This window comes from Pseudoalteromonas sp. APAL1 (assembly GCF_021532475.1).
GTDB lineage: Bacteria > Pseudomonadota > Gammaproteobacteria > Enterobacterales > Alteromonadaceae > Pseudoalteromonas > Pseudoalteromonas lipolytica_C.
In genome coordinates this window covers 26,994-52,939 of sequence record NZ_JAKGAW010000001.1, presented here as the reverse complement: position 1 = coordinate 52,939, position 25,946 = coordinate 26,994, and the positions used below count along the sequence as shown (strand labels likewise).

Below are 25,946 nucleotides of genomic sequence, written 5' to 3'. Positions count from 1 at the left end.
AAATGATTTCTACTTACTTATCTGTTGCCCAACTAGATTTACCTGAAAACCTTGTTGCGGAGCAATTATCAAACCTTGAGCAATATCTTGCAGAGTCAGCATTACCTTCAGTGCGCTGGCAGTATCAAATCCCTGAGCTAGGCGAGGGTGGTGCGTGTAGCTTATTTGGTTATTTGCAAGATGAACCATTCAAATTAAACGACTATGTTGCAGACAATGCTGTAAACACTGAAAAGCTGGCTAAGCTTCAACAAATCATCGATTTTGTCGTAGCCCAGACGCAAGTAGATTGGTTTGGTATTTATCAAGCAACAAATACAGACGAAGGCTCACAGTTATTGAAGCTGGTTTACCATGGCGCGCCAAGTCGTCCGTTATTTCCTCTAACAGAAGCATTCGCTAAGGGTAGCAATAATGTACAGGTTGCACTATCTAAGCAAGGGCGTGTGATCAATAACGTTGCTGATTACCTTGCTCAAGGTGGTGAGTACTATACTTGCGATCCTAAAGTGAAAGCAGAGACCTGTTTACCATTACTTTCAGACAAAAACGAATGCTTAGGTATTATAGATGCAGAAGCATTTAATACTGATTTCTTTGATCAACAAACCCTTGCATTACTTGTGGCGTGTTGTATTAAAATTCCTCAACTCTTGGTCTAATTTAACTAGTAATTAGGCTGGGTTTTTATGTTAAGCTAGTGGCAACGCTAACCCCTATAAAAAGAGATAGTCAATGTTCTCAGAATTAAAACCATTACCAACAGATCCTATTCTTGGCCTAATGGCGGCCTTTAAACAAGATACAAACCCGAAGAAAATCGATTTGGGTGTAGGTGTTTATAAGGATGAGCAAGGCAATACGCCTGTATTAAAAGCGGTTAAAAAAGCGGAAGCGTTTCGTTTAGAAAACGAAACCAGTAAATCGTACATTGGCTTGGCGGGTAACTTAGATTACTGCCAAAAAATGGAAAACTTATTACTGGGTGAGCATCCTGCGTTATTAGCAAACCGTGTTCGCACTGCACAAGCACCAGGTGGTACAGGTGCACTTCGTGTTGCAGCTGAATTCATCAAGCGTTGCAATAAAGATGCAACGGTATGGGTTACTACGCCAACGTGGGCAAACCACATCAGCTTATTTGAAGCGGCAGGCTTAACAGTAAAAGAGTACCCTTACTACGATTACGAAAATAAAGACCTATTATTTGATGACATGATAAACACCCTAAAGCAAGTGCCTAAAGGTGATGTTGTGTTATTCCACGCATGTTGTCACAACCCAAGCGGTATGGATTTAAATGCTGAGCAATGGAGCACAGTTGCTGATCTTGCTGTTGAAGTTGGTTTCACGCCACTTGTTGATATTGCTTACCAAGGTTTTGGTTCAAGCCTTGAAGAAGACGCTGCTGGTCTTCGTAAACTAGCTGCAGCGGTAGATGAGCTAATCATCTGTTCTTCATGTTCGAAAAACTTCGGTCTATATCGCGAGCGTATCGGTGCGTGTTCAATTATTGCAAAAGATGCTGCAACTGCTGATATCTCTAACTCTGTATTATTAAGCGTTGTACGTAGTATTTATTCAATGCCGCCTGCACACGGTGCTGATATTGTTAGCACGATTTTAGGCAGCACTGAGCTTACGCAAATGTGGCACGATGAGCTTGATGAAATGCGTAACCGTATTAATGGTTTACGTACTTTAATCAAAGAAAGCTTAGCAGCGAAAGGGATTGAACAAGATTTCTCATTTATTGACCGTCAAAATGGTATGTTCTCATTCCTAGGTATTAATAAAGAGCAAATCGAACGCTTACAAAAAGAGTACTCAATCTACATTGTTGGTTCTAGCCGTGTAAACGTTGCTGGTATCAGTGATGCAAACATTGATTACTTTGCTAATGCAGTAGCAGACGTTTGTAAATAATCGGCTCTATAGCGATAAAAAAACCGCAGTCACACTGCGGTTTTTTTGTATCTAAACTTTATTTGCGGACAGGGCTAATGTAACCAGCGTATCGCATCATTTAGCATTGCATTATAGCTATCAAGCGGTGCATCAAGGCTGGCTATTAGTATCGTGTCAGCTTGTTTTCCGCGGTTTATATGCCCAGCAAAACGTTCATCACTGAAATCTTCTGAGCCAGTACCAAAAGGCTGTTCGTCAGCAGGGACGATAAAGACAGTCATTGGGCCAAAGTCAGATTCAAATACCAAGTGCAGGCCTTTTTTCCCCTGAAAATTACAAAACATTAAATAAGTAACTTTACCGGGTAGCTCATCTAAATGTCCGCCAATTGTGGCAAACTTTTCGTTCACATATTCAAGATCAATTGGCTCATGTTTATTGAGCGAGTCAATTTCATGATACAAATGAGTAAAAGCATGCTCACCAACACTGTATAACGTATGCTGTTTGTTAGTGACGAAGAACACACTAATTGCCACTAAAAACGACGCTGCAGCAGCTAAATAAAGGCGATTAAAGGCGAAGCGCGACTTAGCCTCAATAATAGTGTCTAACGGCTGCTCAGAGAGCTGTTCTTCTGCTGCATAAGTATTATCAATAATTCGCTTTGCTAGATTTTCAGGCACGGGTACGTTGAGTGCCTTGCTTAGCTCATCATCTAAGGCACGTACATCATCGATAAACGCCTGTTTATCTTCGTCCTGCTCGGCAAACGCGTCAAGCTCCTTATCAGTCGTGCTTGGCTCGGCGAGGATGCGGCGGCGAAACTCGAGTTCATCCATTAATTTGATGCTCCTCTAAGTTGATCATCATCACTGCTTAAAGCCTCTTTAAGCTGGTTTCTGGCACGGAAAAGACGTGTCATTACCGTGTTTTTATTTAAATCGAGTATCTCGGCAATTTCATCACCCGAACACCCCATTACTACTTGTAACAGCAGTGGCTCGCGATACTCTTCTGATAACTTTCCAATTTGTCGTTGAATCACTGTTTGTTCCATTTCAGCATCAAGCGTCGTGCTTTTTTCATCTACAAGTGTGTCATTTTCAACATCGGCGTAATCAAATTGTTTGCGTTCGAATCGCCGAGCATTTTCTCGTCGTAATATAGTGAGTAACCAAGGTTTGGCTGCTTGCTGATCTTGCAGTGAATCCAAGGCACGCCAAGCCCTCAGGAAGGTTTCCTGCACTAAGTCTTCTGCAATACTCTGATCACGACATAACCAATATGCAAAGCGAAAAAGCTCACTGTGGTAGATATGAACCAGTGCTTCATATCGCTTTTGTTTTTCTGTCATAGTAAATAAGACCCGCCCACCAGAAAAAAACTTTCTGAATTTATATTATTTTTATATAAAAAACGGCTAATTGTAGATTAGCCGTTTAAATTCAACGTATTAATATTAATCGTATAGATTCTTTAATACATCTTCTTGGTTTGTCGACTTAACGTGCTTAGTGGCTTGGCTAAGCAAAGCCACAATCTTTGCTAAATCAGGATGCTCGTCTGCTGAACTATAGAGTTTAGCGCGTAATTTAGCAATTTCCTCATTGAGGGCTTGATTGTTAAGTGTTGCTTGCAGGTGCTCAATTGGTCGTGTTGTGTGACCGGTTTGCTGTTTAGCGTAGGCCATTAACGTGCTGTAGAAGAGAGCATTGTTGCGTTGTTTAGCGACCTTCTTAAGCTCATCAAGTGATGTTGAAGAAGCAGCTACTGATTGTGGTGCGACTTCACGTACTGTTGGGCGTTTTTTAATATACAGAACCAAAGTGACTAACCACAGGCCATAGCCTACAGCTGCAACAATTACGAGCCAAGCTGGTGTGCTGACTTGAGTGACAGTTTGCACAGCCGGTGGTATATCTGTCACAGCGGCAGAGTTGTCAGTTTGGGGCTGTGTAAGCGTCGCTGGTGGCGGGGTTAATGGGTTAGTACTTGGTATCACCGTAATTGTGCGTGCAGGAAGCGTGGCATAACTGATACGGTTTATTTTAGTATTAAACCAAGGCAATTTTATTTCAGGTAAAGTGTATGTTCCTGGTGTTTGAGGTAATAACGCATAAGACGCTGTTTGCTGAGAAATAACGCGACCATCACGCACTAAGTGGTTATTCTCTTTTTGATCAGGGTAACTTCTAAAACCTTGTACTTGTGGCATCTCGATATCAGGCAGCTGTTCTTTGGTGACACCAAGCGCGGTGAGTTTGATTGTACGTGTAATTGGCGTACCTACCTCTACCGTGTCATCTTTTGGTTGCCATTGCTCATCAAGGTTGACTAATTCACTTGGCAGCCAAGCACCTGTGTAGTTATCAGGAATTGGTTTTATGTCTACATCAACATTTTCACCCATAGCTGAAATTGCCATTTGGCGATAGTTTTGACGGATACGGCCATTAAAGACAGGGGCTGTAATGGTATTAATGCCGCTTTTTTGTGGTTGCACTAGGTATTCGCGAGTGATCACCAAATAACGCTTTCCATCAATCAGCTCATAGCTTTCTGATTGTTTATTGATGGCGGTTAATTCGGCATTTTCCATTTCTGGTGTCGTAAGGTTGCCATCAAGTAGCTCTTTATTGTTGTCTATGTATAGCTTAACTGTATAAACACCGGCTTCTTGCACATACAAACTTTGCGGTTTAATACTGGTTTTGATAAATGCATCTTGGCTTTGTTCAGAGTTTTGACTCCGTTTGCTAACCGTTAACTCAATTGGCTGCGAAGTTGCACCAGCAACGGTAAATGCTGGGATTGTGTAAGTCCCTTCTTTGCGAGTCATTAATTTTACAGACCAACTCGTTTGCTTACTGATTTCACCATTAATAATGTTGGTGCGGGTACTAACGCTCGTTGGTCCAACAACAAAGTCTTTTAATAGTACAGAGGTATCAGGTTGCTCGCTGTTGATGGTGTCGTCAGCGGTAATAGTTAATATGAAAAACTCACCTGCAAGGACTGGGTTTTTATCAACACTTGCCTGTAGTTGGGTGGCAGCCCAAAGCGGCGCTGCCGCGATTAGCAATAAACAACATAATAATCGCATTACCATGATTTTTCGGCTCCTCGTGGACGACGTTGATAGTTTCGTTTTTGTGCTTCTAATTGCATTTTATTTCTTAATAAGATCGCAGGATCATCAGGGACTTTACGAAGTAACTGATTAAGCTGTTGTGCTTTTTCTTTCTCTTCATTAGTCAGTTCAGCTGCTTGTGCCTGCATAGCTTGTTGCTCTGCTTGCTGTTTAGCTTGTTCATCGCTTTGCGATGGCTCTGGCTTTGCATCTTGTTGCTCTGGGGACTGCTCTGGCTTTTGTTCACCTGATTGTGGTGACTGTTGTGCTTGTGATTCCATTTCAGGTTTGTTTTGCTGGCCACTTTCAGACTCGCTTTGCTCACCTTTTTGATCTGATTGTTCACCTTGCTCAGAGGGCTGTTGCCCCTCTTGCTGCTCACTTTGCTCAGAGTTTTCGCCTTGCTGGGAATTCTCGCCCTGTTGCTTTTGCTGGTTATCTTGCTGGCCATCGCTGTTTTGTTGATCATTGTTTTGCTGTTGATCTTGTTGCTGCTGTTGTTGCTCTTGCTGCTGCAATAACTGTTCAACGAGGGCTTGGTTTTCTTTTGCTTCAGTAAAATCATTTTTAAGTTGCTGGGCTTGTTTATAAGCCTCTATGGCTTGCTCTAGCTCACCAGCCTTGGCAAGAGCATTACCATAGTTATACAAACCAGTAGCTGACTTATCTTCGCTAAAGGCGTCCATGGCCGCTTGGTAATTACCTTGCTGATAAAGGGCTGCGCCTTTTAGTTGCGCGTTTTCTGCTTGTGCGGCTTGTTCAAATTGATTCTGCTGATAGGCATCAAGGGCGCGTTGGTCTTGGTTTTTAAACACCTCTGGTAACTCAGCGGCGTAAACCTGTTGCTGAGGCAGTAGCATAACAAACAAAACCCCAAGCACTAGGCTGCTTCGGCGAATCATAAAAAGTGCTAACGGTAGTAAAATAATAAGGCCATAAATACCCGCATCAACACGCCATAAAGCTTGGCTTTGTTTTTCATCTTTAAGCACTTCAGCATTGGCACTAGGTGCGAATGTTTTAATATCTTGATTACTGGTTTGATAGAGTGCAAATTTGCCACCACTATTACGTGCAAGTGCATTTAAGCGACTCACATTTAATTTTGGAATAACAATTTGTCCTTGCATGTCTTTCAAAAAACCGCCTTCAGGAAGCTTGATTGGTGCACCTTGCTCAGTGCCTACACCATAAATATTTAAGCGATAATCCGATTCACTTGTAAAGCGAGCAATATCTTCTTGGTCAAGTTGGTCAACACCATCCGTTACTAAAATAATATCGCCTTCAAGGTAACCCGCTTGTTTAAGTAGCTCATTTGCTTTTTCTAAACCATCAATCACATTTGAGCCTTTGCTTGGCATGATATCAGGGCTTAGGCTTGGGATAAGATTAGCCAACGTGCTGGCGTCATTGGTTAGCGGCGAAATGGTAAATGCAGAGCCTGCATAAGCAACCAATGCCGTATCACCTTCTTTGAAAAGCTCAATCATATCAAGTGCTTTAAAGCGAGCTTGAACTAACCGGCTTGGCGCAATGTCGGTACTGAACATAGAGTACGACATATCCATCACAATGACTCGAGCGTTTTTTGCTTGAAACACTGGCACTTGTTTTTTCTCAAAGCTTGGGCCAGCAGAAAATACAATAGCTAATAAGGTAAACAGCGCAACTAACCAAAGTGGTTGGCTTTGTTTTTTGTGGTTGTCGCTCATTACAAACTGTGCCAAATGGGGGGCTATTAAATCAGCTGGGGCGCTTTTTTTATTGCGCACTAACAACACACTAAAAATAATCAATGCTGGGATTAATAACCAAAGTAGGGCAGGGCGAATAAATTCAAAATCCATACTAGCTCTCCTGCTTAAATTGGCGGATAAAACTGACTAGCATTGCTAAGCTTATTAAGCCAAGCGCTATAAGCAGTGGAATATAAAACAAAGAAATTTGCGGGCGGAACGTTTGCTCATCGCTACTAATAGGCTCAAGCTTATCAAGCTCTTGATAAATTTGTTGTAAACCAGCCACATCTTTTGCTCTAAAGTATAAGCCGCCGGTTTGCTCTGCAATACGCTTTAATAAGCTTTCATCAAGGTTACCACCATTCATGCCACCCATATTAAATAGGCTAAAACCACGTGGGTTATCTGAGCCAACGCCAATGGTATATACTTTGATACCTTCTTCGCGGGCTAACAGTAGCGCATCTTCTGGATCAAGGTTACCAGCGGTGTTTTGTCCATCAGTTAATAGCACTACGATACGATTACTTTCATCTTTGTTGGCAAAGCGTTTTACCGATAAACCTAATGCATCACCGATGGCTGTTGCTCGGCCAACTAGGCCAATTTGTGCTTCGCTTAGCATTTGGCTCACGGTTTTAACATCACGTGTAAGTGGTGTTTGTAAAAATGCCGTATCGCCAAATAAAATAAGACCAAGGCGGTCACCCTGACGCTGCTCAATAAAGTCACTTAATACAGCTTTTACCATGGTTAGCCTATCGACATATTGATTCTGATAGGCCATATCTTGCTCGGTCATTGAGCCAGATAAATCCACTGCAAGCATAATGTCGCGGCCTTCATTAGGCAGTGTGATAGGCTCATCAAGCCAAGTTGGGTTTGCAATTGCAACAACCAGTGAACCCCATACTGCCCATTCGAGTAATGAAACTTTACGGCTATGTTGCTGCACTGTTTGATTATTCAAGCCAAGCTTAGCAAAGCCTGGGATACGTAAACGTAACTGCCCTTGCTGCTTTAGCGGCATAAAGCGGCTTAATAACCAAGGAAGTGGTAAAAGTACAAAACACCATGGCCAACTAAACTCAAACATTGATTGGCTCCTTGAGTTTAAAGTTGTGGATGGCGCTGCGTAATTTAGCCCCAAGCTCGGCATTATTCGTTTGCTGTTGATAAAGTGGCATTAGTTCATCGTAACTAAAGTTGTCGCCACTAAGCTTAGACAAGCTTTCTGACCATTTTGCTAAAGGCTGAGAGGCAAGCTGGTTGTTGTAATAATGACGAGTTAAACGTTTTAAAATAATGTGTAGCTGTTGTGCGTCATCATCAGCCACTGTTTTACTTAATTTAATGGCTTGTTTTTTGGCTTTTTTAAACTGCTGGTTTTTATATAAAAGCACTAAGCCGACAATTAATAACGAACCAACTAAGGCGATGATAAGCCACCAAATTGGAGCAAGTGGCCACCATGCAACCTCGGTTGGTGCAATGACATCATGTAAGCCATCTAGCGGATTTTTTTGCATTGTTACTTTCTCACTAATTGCAGCTCAAGTGGGGTGGCTGCACTGAATGAAATTAAACTAAGCCCAGATTTTTGTAAGCGTTTTAATCTATTAGAAAACGACTCTTCAGCAGACTTAGCAAAACGCTCGCGAAATTGCTTATCCATTAACGGTAAAGCAAGCTCTTGACCATTAGCCGACACGGTCACAGTTTGCTTAAAAGCCGGTAACTGATGCTCGAATGGGTCGCTAATATGGCAGCCAATTAACTCACAGTGTCTGCTTAGCATCTCAAGCTGTTTGAAGCTTGCTTCATCAAGGGCACTGAAATCAGAGACGATATAAACCAAGCTTCCTGGTTTTGCTAAATGATTAAGGCGTTTAAGGTTTTCGCTAAATAAGCTGGTGGTTGTTTGATCTATATTAGTCAGTGCTTGGCTGTGAATATCACATAAATTGTGACAAAGCTTTAGCACTGCTTTTTCGCGCGATGTAGGCTTTAATTCGTGATGGCTATGCTGATTAAACACCAGACCACCAATCCGATCACCGCGTTGACATGCTGACCATGCAACCAATGCACTAATGTGCGCTGCTTGCACTGACTTTAATAATAACTTTGAGCCGAACAGCATTGAGTTTGAAAAGTCAGTAAATACGAAAACAGGGCGTTCTTTTTCTTCTTGAAACAGCTTAGTGTGGGTTTCGCCAGTACGTGCGGTAACACGCCAGTCGATAGAGCGTATGTCATCACCGGCTTGGTAATGCCGTACCTCGGCAAACTCCATACCGCGACCTTTATGAGGCGCAAGGTATTGCCCAGCTAAACTGTTTTTGATTTTTACTTTGGGCGCAAGTTCTAGCAAGCGAGCTTTGGCTTTGTAATACATCAACTCTTTGAGTGATAAATTTACGCCTTGGCTATGGCTTGCCGCTAACCACGCCGCTGTATCAAATTGGCTCGACATAGCTTATGGTACTGCCACCAATTCTAAAATACGGCTGATCACATCATCTTTACTAATGCCATCGGCCTGCGCTTCGTAGCTCAATATAATACGATGACGCAACACATTGTGAAGCACAGCTTGGATATCATCAGGGGCTACAAAATCACGACCTTCAAGCCAAGCATGAGCACGCGCACACTTATCAAGGGCAATCGTTGCACGTGGGCTTGCACCATATTCAATCCAGCGGCCAAGTTGCTCATCAAGTTCAGACGCTTCACGAGTGGCAACAATTAATTGTACTAGGTATTTCTCAAGCGGTTCAGCTAAATACAAACCTAATATGGCTTTACGGGCAGCAAAAAGCTCACTTTGGCTAATTTGTTGCGTCGTTGCTTGCTTATCAGAGATAGCTTCACCTCGAGTTAAGCGTAGGATATCTAATTCGTGTTCAGCACCCGGGTAATCAATGCTTAAATGTAATAAAAAGCGGTCAAGCTGGGCCTCTGGCAGTGGGTAAGTGCCTTCTTGCTCGAGCGGATTCTGCGTTGCCATAACCATAAATAGGTCAGACAGTGGATAGGTGTTTTTACCAACAGTTACTTGGCGTTCAGCCATTGCTTCAAGAAGTGCTGATTGTACTTTAGCTGGAGCACGGTTAATTTCGTCAGCCAAAATTAGGTTATGAAATAACGGGCCTTTTTCAAATACGAACTCACTGGTTTGCTGACGATAAATATCGGTACCGGTGACATCCGCAGGTAGTAAGTCAGGGGTAAATTGAACTCGTTGGAAACTGCCTTCAACGCCTTTTGCTAATGCATTTACAGCACGGGTTTTTGCAAGACCCGGAGGGCCCTCAACTAATAAGTGGCCATCAGCCAAAATTGCGATTAACAGTGCTTGAGTTAATTGGGGTTGGCCGATAATTTGCGTGTCTAAGTATGTTTTTAATTGTGAAAATGCGTTAACTGCCATAATAAAAAGACTGTCCTAAAAGCGTGAGTCAAAAATTGTTTTTTATACCGCACAAACGTGAAACGTTCAGTGCTTATCAATCGTGTTTACGCTACCGTGAAGGGGGCGCTATCAACAAGTTATAAGGATTCAAAAGTTATAACACAAGTGTTAGACAGAAAATCCTCAAATAGTTCGTTATTTTTTAAGGAATTTTATCCTAACCTGTAAAAATTTTAGCCTACCATATAAATACAGTGTTTTTTTGTAAATCGGTCGAAAAAAGCCTATGGTTGAAAACTTACTATTGGCATTCGTACACGGGTTGTTTTAGAATCAGGAAAAACAAACAGGTCAGACCTGTCAGCGGGAGAGCATAAATGTCTGAGCAAAATATACTTAAAACAGCAAAAGGCGATCGTATCGCAATCGTTAGCGGCCTAAGAACGCCGTTTGCAAAGCAAGCCACAGCATTCCACCATGTACCAGCCCTTGATATGGGTAAGTTAGTTGTCAACGAAATGCTTGAGCGACTAAATTTCGATAAATCTGAAATCGACCAACTGGTATTTGGTCAAGTAGTACAAATGCCAGAAGCGCCAAATATTGCCCGTGAAATCGTATTAGGTACGGGTATGCCTGTATCTGTTGATGCTTATTCTGTATCGCGTGCGTGTGCGACAAGTTTCCAAGCGATTGCTAACGTGGCTGAGTCAATTATGGCAGGCTCAGTGCAAGTTGGTATCGCGGGCGGTGCTGACTCATCATCTGTATTACCTATTGGTGTTAGCAAAAAATTAGCGGGTAGCCTTGTTGATTTAAACAAAGCACGCACTCTTGGTCAGCGATTAAAGATTTTCTCAAAACTGCGTCTTAAAGACTTACTGCCTGTACCGCCAGCGGTCGCTGAGTACTCTACTGGCTTATCTATGGGTCAAACAGCTGAGCAAATGGCGAAAACGCATAACATTAGCCGCGAAGATCAAGATGCTTTAGCACACCGTTCTCACACTCTTGCAAGCCAAGCGTGGGCTGATGGTAAACTGAAAGACGAAGTGATGACTGCCCATGTTGCACCTTATAAGAGCTTTATTGAGCAAGACAATAACATCCGTCATAACTCAACAGTTGAAGGCTACGCCAAATTAAAGCCAGTATTTGACCGTCAACACGGCTCAGTTACCGCAGCTAACGCTACACCATTAACAGATGGTGCAGCAGCGGTATTAATGATGAGTGAGAGCAAAGCTAAAGCATTGGGTTACAACATTTTAGGTTATGTACGCAGTTTTGCTTTCTCTGCAATTGGTGTACATGAAGACATGCTAATGGGTCCGGCGCACTCAACGCCAATTGCCTTAGATAGAGCTGGTATCACATTAGCTGATTTAGATTTAATCGAAATGCACGAAGCATTTGCAGCGCAAACACTTGCCAACATGAAGATGTTTGCGTCAGATAAATTTGCACAAGAAAAGCTAGGTCGTAGTAAAGCGATCGGCGAAATTAACATGGACAAGTTCAATGTATTAGGTGGCTCTCTTGCATACGGCCACCCATTTGCGGCAACAGGCGCGCGCCTGATCACGCAAAGCTTACATGAACTTAATCGTCGCGGTGGCGGCTTAGCGCTTACGACTGCGTGTGCAGCGGGTGGCTTAGGCGCAGCCTTTGTATTGGAGAGTGCGTAATGACAGATTCAGTATTTAGTTTATCAGTGGCTGATGACGGCGTAGCCGTTGTAACTATTGATGTGCCGGGTGAAAAAATGAACACCCTGCGAAGTAGTTTTGCAGAAGATTTAAAAACCTTACTTAAAGACGCACAAGAAAAAGCGGTAAAAGGCATGGTATTTATCAGTGGTAAAAGCGATAACTTTATCGCTGGTGCTGATATTAAAATGCTTGATAGCGCCAATAGCCGTGAAGATGCATTAGCGTTAAGCGAAATGTGCCAGCAAGCATTTTTCGATATGAAAAAGCTGCCTTTCCCAACGGTTAGTGCTATACACGGTGCAGCATTAGGTGGTGGTTTAGAGTTTGCTTTAGCTTGTGATTATCGCGTGTGTTCAGACAGCGATATCACTAAGCTTGGTTTACCTGAAGTACAGTTAGGCTTATTACCAGGGGGTGGCGGTACTCAACGTTTACCTAAATTAGTTGGTTTGCAAAAAGCACTTGAGTGGATGCTTACAGGTAAACAAGTGCGTGCAAAGCAAGCGAAGAAAGCAGGCTTAGTAAATGATTGTGTCCCGCACAGTGTATTACTAGATGTTGCTAAAGAGTTTGCACTCAAAGGTAAGGCTAAGGTTACTAAACCTAAGCTAGACCGATTAAGCCAATTACTTGAGTCAAACCCATTTGGTCGTAATATTATTTTCAAAAAAGCACAAGAAAATGTGCTGAAGAAAACAGGCGGTCACTACCCAGCTCCTTTAGCGATTATTAAAGCGGTTCGTGCAAGTGTTGAGCTTGATCAGTTAAAAGCATACAAAACTGAAGCTGAAGGTTTTGCCACGCTAGTTATGAGCGATGAGTCAAAAGCATTGCGCGGTATTTTCTTTGCAACCACTGAAATGAAAAAAGAGTGGCGCAATGATGACGCACCAGCAATCGCTAAAGCAGCAGTATTAGGCGGCGGCCTAATGGGCGCGGGTATTGCCCATGTTAGTGCCGTAAAAGCCGGTGTTCCAGTGCGCATTAAAGATGTGGCTGAAAAGGGCATTAGCAATGCAATGAACTACAGCTATAAAATTTTAGATAAAAAGCAAAAGCGTCGTATTTTATCTAAAGCTGATCTACAACAAACCATGAATCGCATTACCGGTACCACCGATTACAGCGGCTTTAAACACATTGATATCGTTATTGAAGCAGTGTTCGAAGATCTTGCTTTAAAGCAAGGTATGGTGGCTGATGTAGAACGTGAATGCCAAGACAACACGATTTTTGCAAGTAATACCTCATCATTACCAATTGCACAAATTGCTGCTGATGCAGCACGCCCAGAAAATGTAATTGGTCTGCATTACTTCTCACCTGTTGAGAAAATGCCACTTGTTGAGATTATTCCACACGCTGGTACGTCTGAAGAAACTATCGCACGCGTGGTTAACTTTGCCCGTAAGCAAGGTAAAACTCCAATTGTGGTTAAAGACATGGCAGGTTTCTATGTAAACCGTATCTTAGCGCCTTATGTAAATGAAGCGGCTAATTTACTGCTTGCAGGTGAGCCAATTGAAAAGATTGACCAAGCACTTGTTGAGTTTGGCTTCCCGGTAGGGCCTTTAGCGTTACTTGATGAAGTAGGGATTGATATCGGTTCTAAAATTGCGCCAATCCTTGAAAAAGAATTGGGCGAGCGCTTTAAAGCCCCGGATGCCTTTAATCGCTTAATTGACTCTAAGCGTTTAGGTCGTAAGACTGGCCGTGGTTTTTATCTTTACGACAAGAAAGATAAAAAAGTGGATGAGTCAGTATACGAGCTACTGGGTGTTACGCCATCACCTCGTTTAAACAAGAGCGAAATTGCTAAACGTTGTGTTGCGCAAATGCTGAACGAAGCAGTGCGCTGTTTAGATGATGGCATTATTGCAAGCCCGCGTGACGGTGATATTGGTGCTATTTTTGGTATCGGTTTCCCACCATTCTTAGGCGGTCCATTTAGCTATATGGATAAACTGGGTGCCGCACAAGTGAGCTCAGAAATGGCGACTTTTGCTAACTACAACCCAATTTTCACACCTTGTGATACGTTAAAAGCAATGGCTGAAAAGGGTGGTCGTTTTTACCAAGCAGAAAGCGAAGAGCCGGCAGTTGAAGAAGCTGCGCCTGTCGATCCGGTTGAAGTAACCAAAGAAGTGGTCGAAGACGAGCAAGCGTCAGAAGAAGCTGATACCGAAACAACTAAAAGCTAGTATTTTAATTAATTAGCTAATTTAAAAGCCCTGCTCACATTGAGCGGGGCTTTTTGCTTCGATATTGGCCATAAGTGGTATTTAACTTGCCATGTCGGTTTGTTATAACTAGGTTTATTTACTAATTGATTAATCATCATGACTCTCACCACTGAGCGATTAACATTACGGCTGTTAAATGCCGATGACTGGCCATTGTTTTATACTTTGCATAATGATGCCCAAGTAATAGCGAAATGCTTTGATAAGCCGTCAGAAGCGCAGCTACGCGCTAAGTTTAATGAACGTTTAAAGCCTTGGCTGCCAAATTCGAATACACCACTGTGTTTAGTGATTGTTGAAACCAGCACAGGAAAAGAAGTTGGCGTGACTGGGTTTACCTCATCAACTGTCCCTGAGATACAAGAAGTTGGTTATTTGCTGTTGCCTAACTTTCATGGTCGAGGCTATGCCACTGAGTCTTTGCAAGCGGTGCTCGATTATGCCGCATCAGAACATGCTGTACGTGAATTTAAAGCGGTTGTTACCGAAGGAAATATCGGTTCAGAAAAAGTACTTGAGAAGTGTGGCTTTCAGCTGATTGAAAAGCAACCTGATGCCTATGCGATTGGTGGTATTTTGTATGCCGATCATCATTATCATTTAAGCTGCACTGATCACAGAGTGTGATCAGTGCAAAACTTTTACAGATGAAGCTCAATCGCTTTTCTGTCTTTTTCTGGCATATTCGCAACCACTAAATTAAACGAATTATCGATCATTCGTTCAATTTCTCCTTGTGGTACGGTGCCATCTAAAATAACCGTATTCCATAAACGTTTGTTCATATGATAACCCGGGATCACAGACGGGAAAATATCACGTAATGCTTGAGCCTCATCAGGGTCGCACTTTAGATTAAGCCACCATACAAGGTTGCCTTCATCATCTGTTTGACCTTCTTTGCCCTCTGCGAGGGTGGCAAACATTTTATGATTAACTTTATAAACATCGACATCTTGGCCAAATGGTTGTGTGATCATCACCAATGGCTTGTTCATTAAATATTCGTGTACTGCGTGTTGATTCATGATCCAATCCTTGAAGTCATTTTTCGTAGTTATAAACATAGCAGCTTTTTCGTAGTTTGGAGACAACTATTGCCATAATTTGCTGAAAAATAGGATAAATCACAGATGTGATTTAAAACTATAAATTTTTATTGAACAAACGCTATTACGTGGTAAATTCCTGTCATCAAAAAACGATAGGAATACACCCATGCCTAAGGCAAGTGAAGTTAAAAAAGGCGCCGCTATTGAGCATAACGGCCGTGTTTTAGTAGTTAAAGATATTCAACGTTCTGTACCGCAAGGTCGTGCAGGTGGTAGCTTATACCGTATGCGTTTATACGATGTGGTAACAGGCGGTAAAGTGGATGAAACATTCAAAGACAGCGACATGTTAAAGCTAGCTGACTTAACTCGCCGTGAAGCAATGTTCTCTTACATTGACGGTGAAGAGTATGTTTTCATGGATAATGAAGATTACACGCCATATAACTTAAACAAAGAAGCGATTAGCGAAGAAATTTTATTCGTGAATGAAGAAACTCAGGGTCTTCACGTAATTGTAATTGATGGTGCTCCGGTTGGCCTAGACTTACCATCAAGCGTTGAACTTGTTGTTGAAGAAACAGACCCTTCAATTAAAGGTGCTTCTGCTAGTGCGCGTTCAAAGCCTGCACGTTTAACTACGGGTTTAACGATTCAAGTTCCTGAGCATATTTCTACAGGCGACCGAATTCGTATCAACACGGTTGAACATAAATTTATGGGCCGTGCTGAGAAATAATGGCACTCACTGATAGAAACCGGCTTTTTGCCGGTTTTTTTGTGTCAAAAAATAGTATTTCAGTGTTTTATTAAGCGACAGAATAAAAGTTTGCTCCTACAAAGGCATTGAAAAAGGGACAGAAAAGCCGCATCATTAAGAGCTTACGAAAACAATAATAATGCTAGTTGTAGATTAATGTTAAACCACGGATTGGAAAACAGAGAATATATAAAACTTCCCGAAGGCGTTGATATCGCCATAACTCCTGCTGGCGTTGTTGCCCGAAGCTACGCTTACCTTATTGATTTTATTATCCGAGGCCTTGTTTTAATTGTTGTGAGCAGCGTTTTGGCATTTTTAGGTGATGCAGGGCAAGGGCTTATTTTAATTGCTTACTTTGTAATTTCTTGGGGGTACAACATTCTTTATGAAATGGAGAGTGGCCAAACACCCGGTAAAAAAAGACTTAAAATTCGTGTTGTGCAAGATAATGGCTTACCCGCGAGCTTTTCGCAAATAGTGGTGCGCAACTTATTACGCCCCGCAGATATGTTACCGATAGGCTATTTCTTGGGTCTTGTGGTTATGTTGTTTAACAACCGTTTCAAGCGAATTGGTGATTGGGCTGCTGGTACTATGGTTATTTATGAAGACGAGTTAGAAGCGCGACCAGAGCTGTCGAAAGGCCAAGTGCATGTACCTACAGTAAGTTTAACTACCGAAGAGCAACTTGCAGTGCTGGCTTTTGCTGAGCGTCATGACGAGTTATCTGATGCTAGGCGCCACGAACTAGCGCGTATTCTCGCAGAGTCATTTGCGACAGATGAAAACAATATTGAGTGGCACTTGCTCAGTTATGCGCGCCATTATGCTGGACAAGTCAATGATAATACAGATTACCCACCGCAAGAGGGTAAACCATGAAACAAACTCAATTTGTAAAGTCGAATAGTGAACGCTGGGATGAATTTAAGACTTTGTGTGAACAAAAAAGTACAGAGACTTTACCTATTCACTTTCCTAATTTGTATCGAAAAGTGTGTAATGACTTAGCCATTGCGCAAAGTCGTCAATACAGCCCCGTGTTGATTGAGCAAATCAATAGACTCGTGCAGTTAGGGCAAAAGCGACTTTATTTATCGCGTAGTAATCAATTTTCTGAATTATGGCACGTAGCACGCACAGCATTTCCTCGCGCCCTATATGAAAACCGTTTAATGCTTGGTATTAACTTATTGGCATTTTGGGGATTGGCTCTTATTGCTTTTATTTGGGTGACACTTGACCCTGATGCCGTCTATACATTTTTAGGGCAAGGCACCGTCCTTAATATCGAACAAATGTATAACCCCAGTGGTAGCGTACAATCGGCTGAGCGAGGCGCATCACAAGATCTCATGATGTTTGGGGTCTACATTTACAATAATATTGGTATTGCATTTCAGATGTTTGCAGGCGGTGTGTTGTTCTGTGTAGGCGCTGCCTTTTTCTTATTATTCAATAGCTTTTATTTTGGGGCTATTGCCGCTCATATTGTTAATGTTGGTTTTGAAGGGCCGTTTTTCTCATTTGTTATCACCCATGGCTCGTTTGAGTTAACCGCTATCATCATTGCCTCAGCGGCAGGCTGTCAGATTGGTTACGGGCTTTTAAATCCCAGCCAGTTTACCCGTGCATATGCGATGAAACAGGCTGCTCAAAAAGCACTCCCACTGATTGTTGGGGCGTTTTTAATGTTGGTGATAGCCGCTTTTATTGAAGCATTTTGGTCACCTCGTGATATTGCCAATGAAATTAAGTATGTTGTTGGCGCAGGCTGTTGGGCTTATGTGATTTTTCGCTTATATAAGGGTATGCGTTATGGAGCTTAATCACCTAAGCTTTAACCCTCGTAAGCGCAGCGCCTACGAAACCTTTGATTTAGCGGTATTACTGGTTAAGCCACACTTTGTAGCATTGGTAGCTATGTATTTAATAATGGCTGTCCCGGTGTTTTTAATGATTGGCCTGTTGTTTAATTGGGGAATAAGTGCTTTTGTTATCTGGTGGCTCAAGCCTCTATTTGAGCGGCCATTACTCGATTACATGTCAAAAGCGGTGTTTAATCAGCCGCTAAGTATTAGTCATAGCTTAAGGTCAGTGAAACAGTTAAAAATGACCGACATGGTCGCTCATTTAACGATATATAGGCTTAGCCCAAATCGAGCATTTTTAGCGCCAGTTGAGCAACTAGAACGACTTTCAGGTGAGCGAAAAACCAAGCGTAAGCAAGTATTGTTTGCCTCAACGAAGCCTAAGCAAACACTATGGATGCTGTTTTGTGTGCATTTTGAATACATTTTGTTGATGGGGATATCGGCACTTACTATCGCATTAATCCCCCAATCGTTTTCTGCCGAAGAGGCTATGTACCAAATTTTTGAATCTCCAGAGTGGCTAGAGATAGCTTTTAACCTTATCTACATAATTAGTATTTCGTTGGTTGCACCTTTATTTGTTAGTGGTGGATTTCTTGCTTATTTACACCGCCGTGTAGAGCTTGAAGGTTGGGACATTGAGCTGGCATTTAAAAACATTCGTACCCGCCTCGCAGGCTTACTCAGTGCTGTAGGGCTATTTATGCTAACAATGTTTACCCTGCAACCATCAACCAGTTATGCTGAGCAAATCGATAAGCAAGCGATAAAAGAGCAAGTCACCGCACTCTATAATGAGCCTAATGTCATCGAAACAGAAACCACCTGGGTGCCAAATTTAGAGCCTACAGAGAGTTCATCACACAGTGATTGGTCATGGCTTATCGATCTGTTTACAGCGATAGGCAATGGGTTTGGTGTATTAGTTTGGCTGTTAGTTGGGTTATTACTGGTTTGGCTCGTTTATTACTTGATTAAAAAACGAGGTTTTTTTGCCAACTTAAGCTTACCTGAGCGCACAAAAGTAATTGAAGAGCCAGTGATCCCAACCTTATTTGCAGAGATTAAAAGTAAAGATTTACCAGCAGATTTAATAGCTGCTGCACAGCAATGCTTTGAGCAAGGTGAGCATCGCTTAGCGTTAGCGTATTTGCTTCATCATACTCTGAGTTGGGCTCAGCAGCATCACCAAGTGCGCCTGCATCGCTCGATGACTGAACGCGAATGTAAACGTGCAATTGATGCAAAGGTGCCAAATCAAGGGCAAGCGATATTTGCCCGCTTATTTTCTGCATGGGTCGCGGTTGCTTGGGGTCATAAAACCCCTGAGATCAATTTTGTAGAGTTAACTGCACAAATTACAGCAATGACAGCAAATACTCAGGAGCAAGCCCATGAAGCTTAAGGTTGTGCTAATTGCTCTATTAGTCTTGTTTACCGTGTTTATTGTTGCCTCACTGGCCTCATTAGATTGGGAAAAAAAAGAAGTTGAAATAGGGTTTCATTCAGATGTTGCCAAAGATAACTTCACCATGGCCCAACGTCTTTTAAAGGCCAATGGAATAAGTTGGATCAAAGATAAACACTTGGCTGAACAAGCACAAAGTGAAGAGCTTGCGATAGAACCAAAAAGCATTTTAATTTTAGATGAAGCCGTACTTGCTGACTCTTATCTGCTTGATACTCAGCTTGCTGACTGGGTCGCTGATGGCGGGCGTTTAATTTATGTATTAAATAGGCAGCGCGAAGAGCTAGCAATCGATAATTCAGTGTTCTTTGGGCAGCTTGGCATCAATGTGCTAAGTCAAGAAGATGTCTTTGAGTATGATTTTGCGATGCGCAAAGAGGGGGATAAAAACAGTGTGTTGTCTATTGATGAAAATACTGAGCTCGAACTCGAATTAAGCCGTGCCTTTTACATCGAAAACTGCCCTGGTGTAAGTACAAATACTTCTGAGGGCAAAACCCTAATGTGTGATTTTGCCTTTGGTCAAGGCAGAGTAGTTGTGATGCCATCGTTATTACCTTTTACTAACTATCGTTTGCGCCACCTCGACCATGGCAGTCTATTACTTTGGTTAAGTAAAGGCGCTAAGAGTATTAGCTATGTTCCATACCTAACTTACCCTAATTGGCTTGCAAAGCTTTGGCACTGGAGCTGGCAATTTGTAGTGACTCTAGTGTTATTAATTGTGCTTGCAGTGTGGCATATTACGAGCCGTATTGGCCGAGCATACGCCCCTGATTTTGAAGCTAAAACCAGTTTTAATCAGCATATTCGTGCACTCGCTAATTTTTACTCTGAACACGGCCATGAAGCCGTATTATTTGCCGCACTCAAGAAAGACTTTTACAGCAAGGTAGAAGCGCGTGTACCAAACTTTAAAATGCTAAGCGCAGAAAAACAGGCGCAGAGTATTGCTAATTTAACCCATTTTGAAAAACAACAGGTAGCGCAGCTATTGGCTAGCAAGTTACCTGACTCAAAAACACAAATAACAAATTATATAAAACGATTTAAACAGTTAAGGAATGCCTTATGAGCACGGAATTAGACACTAATCGCATGAGCTTAGTTGAGGCCGCTGATGCAGTAAAACAAGTAAAGCATAACATTTCGCGTGTGTTAGTCGGTCAAGATGCCATTGTAGAAGATGTGCTTACCGTTCTTTTTGCTGGTGGCCATGTGCTGCTTGAAGGGGTTCCGGGACTTGGTAAAACATTACTTGTTAGAGCTTTAGCTAAAAGCTTAAGTGTAAATTTCTCACGTGTACAATTTACCCCAGACTTAATGCCTTCGGATGTAGTAGGGCATAGCTTGTATGATATGAAGTCAGGTGAGTTTAATATCAAAAAAGGCCCTGCCTTTACTAATATCTTACTTGCTGATGAAATTAATCGTGCGCCAGCAAAAACGCAATCAGCCTTACTTGAAGTGATGCAAGAACAACAAATCACTATTGATGGTGAATCGTTATTAATAAACTCCCCGTTTATGGTATTAGCCACTCAAAACCCACTAGATCAAGAAGGGACTTACCCATTACCAGAGGCCGAATTAGACCGCTTTATGATGAAAGTAGAGCTTGGTTTTCCTTCTCATGAATCGGAAGTTGAGCTTTTAAAACTGAATACACAAATAGTTTCTAATGAAAGCAAAGTGGAGCAGCTTCCAGCGGTATTAGATGCCAAGCGTATTGCTGAAATTAAACAGCTTTGTGCGGATATTTTAGTAGACGAGCAAATTCTTAATTATGCCGTTGATATAGTTCGTAGCTCACGAACTTGGCAAGGTGTACTGCACGGTGCAGGGCTACGTGCCTCAATTAATATCATTAAAGCTGCAAAAGTAATGGCATTGATGAATGGCCGTGATTTTGTTACCCCAGATGATGTGAAGCTAGTCTCGCCAAATATTTTAAGGCACCGTTTAATTTTATCTGCGGACTTAGAACTGGAAGGTGTTTCGTTTGACGAAGTGATCAGTGCTATTCTAGCCAGTGTTGAAGCGCCACGCTCATGAACCGTATCAAGCTTAGGCCAGCAAAACGTTTAGTTGTGTTAACAGCATTCATTCTGTTGCTTATGCTTGTGTGTGCTATTGCTCAGTTCAATGGCATGCTTTTAACCGCCTTGTTATTGGTGCCAGCTTTAGTTGCAATTGTTGATTGCTTGGCAGCTAAGTCATCGCCTTTACTCGAAGTAAGCGCAGAAACTAACCTAAATATGGCGTTATACAGACGCCAAGATTTAAACGTGTTGATTAAAAATAATGCCAAACATGCTAAGCAATTAGATGTGAGTGTGCATTTAAGCAACGCTATTGAATTGTTAAAGCCAGTGCAAACCCTATTCATTGACGCTACGCAACAGGCAAAGCTGGTCTTTATGATACGCGCCCATAAGCGGGGGGATGCACAAATTAGTGCGATTGAGCTGAGGGTAGGGTCGCCACTAGGCCTTTGGCAAGCAAATTGGTTGGCAACTCAAGCTACTCAGTTAAAGGTTTACCCAGACTTTAGCCGTGTTACCTCGAAACAGCATTTAAACGGGGTCGTGAATAAGCCTATTTCGGGGTTAAAACTCACCAAAAAGCGCGGTGATGGTATTGAATTCCAGCAATTACGCGAATATCGCCAAGGTGACAGCGTCAGGCAGATAGATTGGCAGGCAACAAGTAAACGCCGAAAATTAATTTCGCGAGAGTATCAAGAAGAGCAAAACCAGCATGTAATAGTTATGCTTGATGCCTCAAAGAAAATGGCCATAGAAGCCAATGAAGGCAGCCACTTTGATCATGCTTTAAATGCATTATTACTACTTTCTCACACGGTTTTAAAGCAAGGTGATTGGTTTAGTATGCAGAGCTTTAATCAAAACCTACGCTGGTTACCCGATGTTAAAGGCGCGCAGAATGTATCTCGGGTGATGAATCATTTTTATGATTTATACCCAGATAATAGCAGCAGTGACTATTTGGTAGCTGTAAACCAGTTAATTGCTAAGCGCAGTAAACGCTCTTTAGTGTTATTAGTCACCACCCTAGATGAGCAAAGTATTGACGAGTTAATGCCTGCAATAAAGCTATTGCAAAAACATCACTTAGTGGCACTTATCAATATTAACAATCGAGCCGTGAGTGAAGTGCTCGAAGAGCCTATAGAAAAGTATGAAGATGCAACCAGCTACTGTGCAGCATTAGCACTACTAAATTCACATAAAGCCAATATGGCTAAGCTGAAAAAGCAAGGGGTGATAGCCATAGACTGTAACCCTGAGCAGCTGTTACCGCATGTGCTTAATACCTATTTGAATGTGAAGCACTCAGGGGCGTTGTAATACCCGAATACCAAGCTTTAATAAAAAAGGCATTGAATTCAATGCCTTTTTTATTAATTAACGAAACCTGTGAAACGATTACTTTTGATTATCAATGGCCTCATTAATTTTGTATTGGAAATAAATCGCATAAAAGAAAAACGTGAGTATGCCACTTAAATGTACCGGCTCATTGCTGCCTTCATTAATTAACTCTTTAAGTGAAGTACGTAGCGAGAAAATGAATACCAGACCAACAATTAAAGAAATAATAGAAGCAATAGCAGACAAGGCTTCAGAAATATCGGTGAATGCCAAAACAAAGTTGATTACGTAAATAGCAACATAGCCATAAATTAAGTTTTGATTTACCTGATGTTTAGCAAGTGCGTTTGCTTTGTTTGCGCGGCTTACTAGCCAGTATAAGGCGTAGATACCTAATGTGATAAGACTCAAAAAGAATACGCCCCAAGCGGAGAAGCGCTCAAAGTTTAAAATAGGTTTATTGCCACTTGTATTTGCTTGAGTTAGCTCTGCTTCAGGTGCTTCATATACATTTGTTGATTCTTCAGACACAACGGATCCTCATTTTTTTGTTAGTTCCTTGATTACACCAATCCGCAATAATACTTAATCATTTTGAGGGATTAAACCTGTCGCTATCTGCGTTAAAAATTTCTGATTTAGAACAACTAAATAACGAAATTTTTGCCTTGCTATCAACGAGGTTTTATTGCCTCAAAATAGACCACTTAATTAAGCGAACTGGTATTAGTTTGTTCCTATATTAGTAAATTGTAATTATTTAGTACACATTAATTGTTGCTTTACCTAGTAAAAATAATAAAAAGTTCGTTGTATAAACACGCGTTATGCAGACTATATAAAGTGTGAAGTTCCAAAAGCTGTGTGAATTATGTACACTGCCGCTGATTTTTAATGAGGTGTTGTGTGCTATTTGTTATTTTAAGCTGTATGTTTGTTTTGGTGATGTATCTAGAGTCGTTGTCTAAAGGGATGCCAGTAAAGCGTTGGATGCTTCTCGGTGGAATGCTTGGCCCAATTGCGTGGTGTTTGTTTAACGTACATTATCGACGTGCTTTTATTCGTCATATCGGCCGCCAATCATGTGGCTGGCGACCTTAGGCTTCTACGCTTCTTAATAAACTTGGCGCAGACTTATCGAGCTGGCTTTTTAAAAATTCTGTAAATTCTGGCTGTGATAACGGTTTAGAATAGAAATAACCTTGTATTGTTTGGCACTTCAATTGCTCTAACATTGTCACTTGGTCAGCTTGTTCAACCCCTTCAGCAACTACATGTAAATCAAGGTTATGGGCAATGGTCACAATCGAGTCGACCATGTTGCGACCACGCTCTGATTGCATATCATCAATAAAGGCTTTATCAACTTTTAAGGTGTTAAGCGGAAATTGCTTTAAATAGGCTAATGATGAGTAACCCGTACCAAAGTCATCCATTGCTAGGTGAATACCACGAGCGCTTAGTGAGCGCATAATTGTAATCGCTTCTTTAGGGTCATCCATTACTGTACCTTCGGTAATTTCAAGTTCTAAAAAATAAGATGGCAGCTCATTTTTTTGTAAAATTACATCAATGCGAGTGGTCAAATCAGGCAAGCTGAATTGTTTCGCTGATAAGTTAACAGCAACTCGGCCGTTAAATAAGCCTTGATCAATCCAGTTTTTTACATCACGACATGCTTTGTTTAATACCACTTCACCGATTTCGATGATTTGCCCGGTTTCTTCTGCAATAGGGATAAATACGCCCGGGCTTATAATGCCTTTTTTCGGAGTAATAAAACGAACCAGTGCTTCCATACCATCTAGTTTGCCAGTGCGAATATTCATTTTCGGCTGATAATAGACTTCAAAATGATCTTCTTTTAAGCCGTAGCGCATCAAGTTTTCGATTTGTAGCCTTTTGACGGCTTGGCGGTTCATCGTGTCGTTGAAAAATAGGTAACTATTCCCTTTTTTCTTGGCATGATACATGGCTGTATCGGCATTCTTAAGCAATAACTCTGGGGTATTACCATCTTCAGGAAATAACACAATACCGACGCTCGATGTGATCACCAGCTCATGGCCTGCCATGTTGAATGGTGTAGCTATCGCCGCTAAAAATAGCTTAGCCATACGAGTAATGGTGTGTATGTCGTTGGTACCCGACATGACCAGCGCAAACTCATCTCCACCTAGGCGATAAAATACGTCTTTTTCGCGGGTAAGTTTATTCAAACGCATCGCAAGCTTAGACAGCAAGCTATCCCCAAGTTGATGACCAAGTGAGTCGTTGATCTTTTTAAAGTTATCTAAATCGAAAACTAACAGGGCATGATGGTTATCTTGCTTAGCGAGCTTCTTTAAATTCGTGAAGAACAGATTTCGATTAGGTAAGCCTGTTGTGCGGTCACGGTTTGATAAATTATGAAGTTGCGATTCGGCTTTTTTTCGTTCAATTTGATCTGAGAATACAACCACATAATTACAAATTTGATTGTGCTCATTTTTGATTTCATCAATTGAAATTTCAATGGGCAGTAGCTGTCGCTTGGCGTTTCTCAGTTTGACTTCTTGTTGCCAATGTTCAGTGGCTTTAACAGTCGCTTTAACTTCATCTACATAACTTTGGTCATAACCATTAAGCATGAAGTCTTTTTTTAGGTATTGCTCGCGGCTGCCACCAAACAAGGTTAAAAAGCTTGGGTTTAAATCGACTAATTTGAAGTTTTTATCGTAAATAGCAATCGCGTCAGTTAATGACTCAACACATTTAGCAAATAAGTTTAAGCGTGCCTCAGTGGACTTTAATTGCGAAATATCCCGCACGGTGCCAGTCATGCGTAATGGCTGTAAGTTTGCGTCTTTTTCTATAATTTTTCCGCGGTCTAATACCCAGTGCCAACGGTCAAAATTATCTTTAATACGGTAACTTGCCTCGAAAAAAGCAGTGTGTTCAGCGAAATGTTTTTTTAGTGCTTTTTCTACTTGTTGGACATCATGGGGATGGATAAGGTCACGATTAGGAGGGAAGGCGCTGGTATTATTAGTATTCGCGGTGTATTTGTCGTTAATACGTAGCACTTCGCCTGTTTTTATATTCCAATCCCACAATGTATCTCCACTTCCTTCTACAGTACTTTTTAGTCGATGTTCTGAGATACGGAGTTGATGGCGAGAGCGTTTGAGCTTGAAAATTATAAATAATAGGTACGGCAATAATAACAACATCACCCCACTTGGTATTAACAGCAAAG

At 41.7% G+C, this 25,946-nt stretch carries 23 protein-coding genes and 1 pseudogene; 13 read left to right on the top strand and 11 right to left on the bottom strand.

What is annotated here, in order from left to right; all coding sequences use genetic code 11:
- Nucleotides 1–2 precede the first annotated feature (2 nt).
- Both L1264_RS00230 and L1264_RS00225 read left to right on the top strand, forming a co-directional pair.
- Complete coding sequence (locus tag L1264_RS00230) at nt 3–662, top strand: GAF domain-containing protein (RefSeq protein ID WP_199527879.1); 660 nt, start codon at nt 3–5, stop codon at nt 660–662.
- Between the two features lie 73 nt (nt 663–735).
- The gene (locus L1264_RS00225; RefSeq protein ID WP_054553227.1) at nt 736–1,926 is read left to right on the top strand and encodes an amino acid aminotransferase; all 1,191 of its coding nucleotides are present in this window, start codon (nt 736–738) and stop codon (nt 1,924–1,926) included.
- Between the two features lie 74 nt (nt 1,927–2,000).
- Here L1264_RS00225 and L1264_RS00220 read toward each other — a convergent pair whose 3' ends face one another.
- From L1264_RS00220 to L1264_RS00185, 8 genes and pseudogenes are all read right to left on the bottom strand, one after another.
- Nucleotides 2,001–2,750 carry a DUF3379 family protein gene (locus L1264_RS00220; protein ID WP_199527878.1) on the bottom strand — a complete coding sequence of 250 codons (750 nt, stop codon included), beginning with the start codon at nt 2,748–2,750 and terminating at the stop codon, nt 2,001–2,003.
- Nucleotides 2,750–3,292: pseudogene (locus tag L1264_RS00215) on the bottom strand (sigma-70 family RNA polymerase sigma factor); the annotation flags it as partial. The gene L1264_RS00220 and the pseudogene L1264_RS00215, both read right to left, overlap by 1 nt.
- A 78-nt stretch (nt 3,293–3,370) precedes the next feature.
- Nucleotides 3,371–5,020: a BatD family protein gene (locus L1264_RS00210; protein ID WP_199527877.1), complete on the bottom strand. Its 1,650-nt coding sequence runs from the start codon at nt 5,018–5,020 to the stop codon at nt 3,371–3,373.
- Nucleotides 5,014–6,891, bottom strand: a complete 1,878-nt coding sequence (locus tag L1264_RS00205) for a vWA domain-containing protein (RefSeq protein ID WP_199527876.1) — start codon at nt 6,889–6,891, stop codon at nt 5,014–5,016. Before L1264_RS00205 ends, L1264_RS00210 begins: the two co-directional genes overlap by 7 nt.
- A 1-nt stretch (nt 6,892) precedes the next feature.
- Nucleotides 6,893–7,879 (bottom strand): vWA domain-containing protein, encoded by a 987-nt coding sequence (locus L1264_RS00200; RefSeq protein WP_135923911.1) that lies wholly within the window; start codon nt 7,877–7,879, stop codon nt 6,893–6,895.
- Complete coding sequence (locus L1264_RS00195) at nt 7,872–8,312, bottom strand: DUF4381 domain-containing protein (protein WP_138557445.1); 441 nt, start codon at nt 8,310–8,312, stop codon at nt 7,872–7,874. Before L1264_RS00195 ends, L1264_RS00200 begins: the two co-directional genes overlap by 8 nt.
- A 2-nt stretch (nt 8,313–8,314) precedes the next feature.
- Nucleotides 8,315–9,259: a DUF58 domain-containing protein gene (locus L1264_RS00190; protein WP_138557446.1), complete on the bottom strand. Its 945-nt coding sequence runs from the start codon at nt 9,257–9,259 to the stop codon at nt 8,315–8,317.
- 3 nt (nt 9,260–9,262) lie between these two features.
- Complete coding sequence (locus tag L1264_RS00185; protein ID WP_135923914.1) at nt 9,263–10,219, bottom strand: AAA family ATPase; 957 nt, start codon at nt 10,217–10,219, stop codon at nt 9,263–9,265.
- 359 nt (nt 10,220–10,578) lie between these two features.
- Here L1264_RS00185 and fadI point away from each other — a divergent pair, with 359 nt between their 5' ends.
- The 3 genes from fadI to L1264_RS00170 all read left to right on the top strand — a co-directional run bounded on the left by fadI (nt 10,579) and on the right by L1264_RS00170 (nt 14,783).
- A complete protein-coding gene (gene fadI, locus L1264_RS00180) occupies nt 10,579–11,889 on the top strand; it encodes an acetyl-CoA C-acyltransferase FadI (RefSeq protein ID WP_063529462.1) in 1,311 nt (436 codons plus the stop codon).
- Nucleotides 11,889–14,114 (top strand): fatty acid oxidation complex subunit alpha FadJ, encoded by a 2,226-nt coding sequence (fadJ, locus tag L1264_RS00175; RefSeq protein ID WP_199527875.1) that lies wholly within the window; start codon nt 11,889–11,891, stop codon nt 14,112–14,114. The genes fadI and fadJ overlap by 1 nt, the downstream gene beginning before the upstream one ends.
- A 138-nt stretch (nt 14,115–14,252) precedes the next feature.
- Nucleotides 14,253–14,783: a GNAT family N-acetyltransferase gene (locus L1264_RS00170; protein WP_135923917.1), complete on the top strand. Its 531-nt coding sequence runs from the start codon at nt 14,253–14,255 to the stop codon at nt 14,781–14,783.
- Nucleotides 14,784–14,797: 14 nt separating this feature from the next.
- Here the strand turns inward: L1264_RS00170 and L1264_RS00165 are convergent, their stop codons facing one another.
- Nucleotides 14,798–15,184 carry an MmcQ/YjbR family DNA-binding protein gene (locus tag L1264_RS00165; RefSeq protein WP_135923918.1) on the bottom strand — a complete coding sequence of 129 codons (387 nt, stop codon included), beginning with the start codon at nt 15,182–15,184 and terminating at the stop codon, nt 14,798–14,800.
- A 190-nt stretch (nt 15,185–15,374) separates the two neighbouring features.
- Here L1264_RS00165 and efpL point away from each other — a divergent pair, with 190 nt between their 5' ends.
- From efpL to L1264_RS00130, 7 genes are all read left to right on the top strand, one after another.
- Nucleotides 15,375–15,947 carry an elongation factor P-like protein EfpL gene (gene efpL / locus L1264_RS00160; RefSeq protein WP_135923919.1) on the top strand — a complete coding sequence of 191 codons (573 nt, stop codon included), beginning with the start codon at nt 15,375–15,377 and terminating at the stop codon, nt 15,945–15,947.
- 177 nt (nt 15,948–16,124) lie between these two features.
- A complete protein-coding gene (locus L1264_RS00155; RefSeq protein ID WP_199527874.1) occupies nt 16,125–16,853 on the top strand; it encodes an RDD family protein in 729 nt (242 codons plus the stop codon).
- Nucleotides 16,850–17,800: a stage II sporulation protein M gene (locus L1264_RS00150; RefSeq protein ID WP_199527873.1), complete on the top strand. Its 951-nt coding sequence runs from the start codon at nt 16,850–16,852 to the stop codon at nt 17,798–17,800. Before L1264_RS00155 ends, L1264_RS00150 begins: the two co-directional genes overlap by 4 nt.
- Nucleotides 17,790–19,250, top strand: coding sequence for a hypothetical protein (locus L1264_RS00145; RefSeq protein ID WP_199527872.1), 1,461 nt, complete (start codon nt 17,790–17,792; stop codon nt 19,248–19,250). Before L1264_RS00150 ends, L1264_RS00145 begins: the two co-directional genes overlap by 11 nt.
- Nucleotides 19,240–20,388, top strand: a complete 1,149-nt coding sequence (locus tag L1264_RS00140) for a hypothetical protein (RefSeq protein ID WP_199527871.1) — start codon at nt 19,240–19,242, stop codon at nt 20,386–20,388. Before L1264_RS00145 ends, L1264_RS00140 begins: the two co-directional genes overlap by 11 nt.
- Nucleotides 20,385–21,368 carry an AAA family ATPase gene (locus L1264_RS00135; protein WP_138557453.1) on the top strand — a complete coding sequence of 328 codons (984 nt, stop codon included), beginning with the start codon at nt 20,385–20,387 and terminating at the stop codon, nt 21,366–21,368. The genes L1264_RS00140 and L1264_RS00135 overlap by 4 nt, the downstream gene beginning before the upstream one ends.
- Complete coding sequence (locus L1264_RS00130; protein ID WP_199527870.1) at nt 21,365–22,684, top strand: DUF58 domain-containing protein; 1,320 nt, start codon at nt 21,365–21,367, stop codon at nt 22,682–22,684. Before L1264_RS00135 ends, L1264_RS00130 begins: the two co-directional genes overlap by 4 nt.
- Before the next feature lie 78 nt (nt 22,685–22,762).
- Here the strand turns inward: L1264_RS00130 and L1264_RS00125 are convergent, their stop codons facing one another.
- Nucleotides 22,763–23,239, bottom strand: coding sequence for a DUF4234 domain-containing protein (locus L1264_RS00125; protein ID WP_199527869.1), 477 nt, complete (start codon nt 23,237–23,239; stop codon nt 22,763–22,765).
- A gap of 375 nt (nt 23,240–23,614) precedes the next feature.
- Here L1264_RS00125 and L1264_RS00120 point away from each other — a divergent pair, with 375 nt between their 5' ends.
- Entirely contained in the window at nt 23,615–23,809 is a 195-nt protein-coding gene (locus tag L1264_RS00120) for a hypothetical protein (RefSeq protein ID WP_135923927.1), read from the top strand.
- On the opposite strand, the gene L1264_RS00115 is transcribed toward L1264_RS00120, so the two are convergent.
- Nucleotides 23,806–25,920 (bottom strand): sensor domain-containing protein, encoded by a 2,115-nt coding sequence (locus L1264_RS00115; protein ID WP_442960430.1) that lies wholly within the window; start codon nt 25,918–25,920, stop codon nt 23,806–23,808. The genes L1264_RS00120 and L1264_RS00115 overlap by 4 nt on opposite strands.
- Nucleotides 25,921–25,946: the final 26 nt, after the last annotated feature.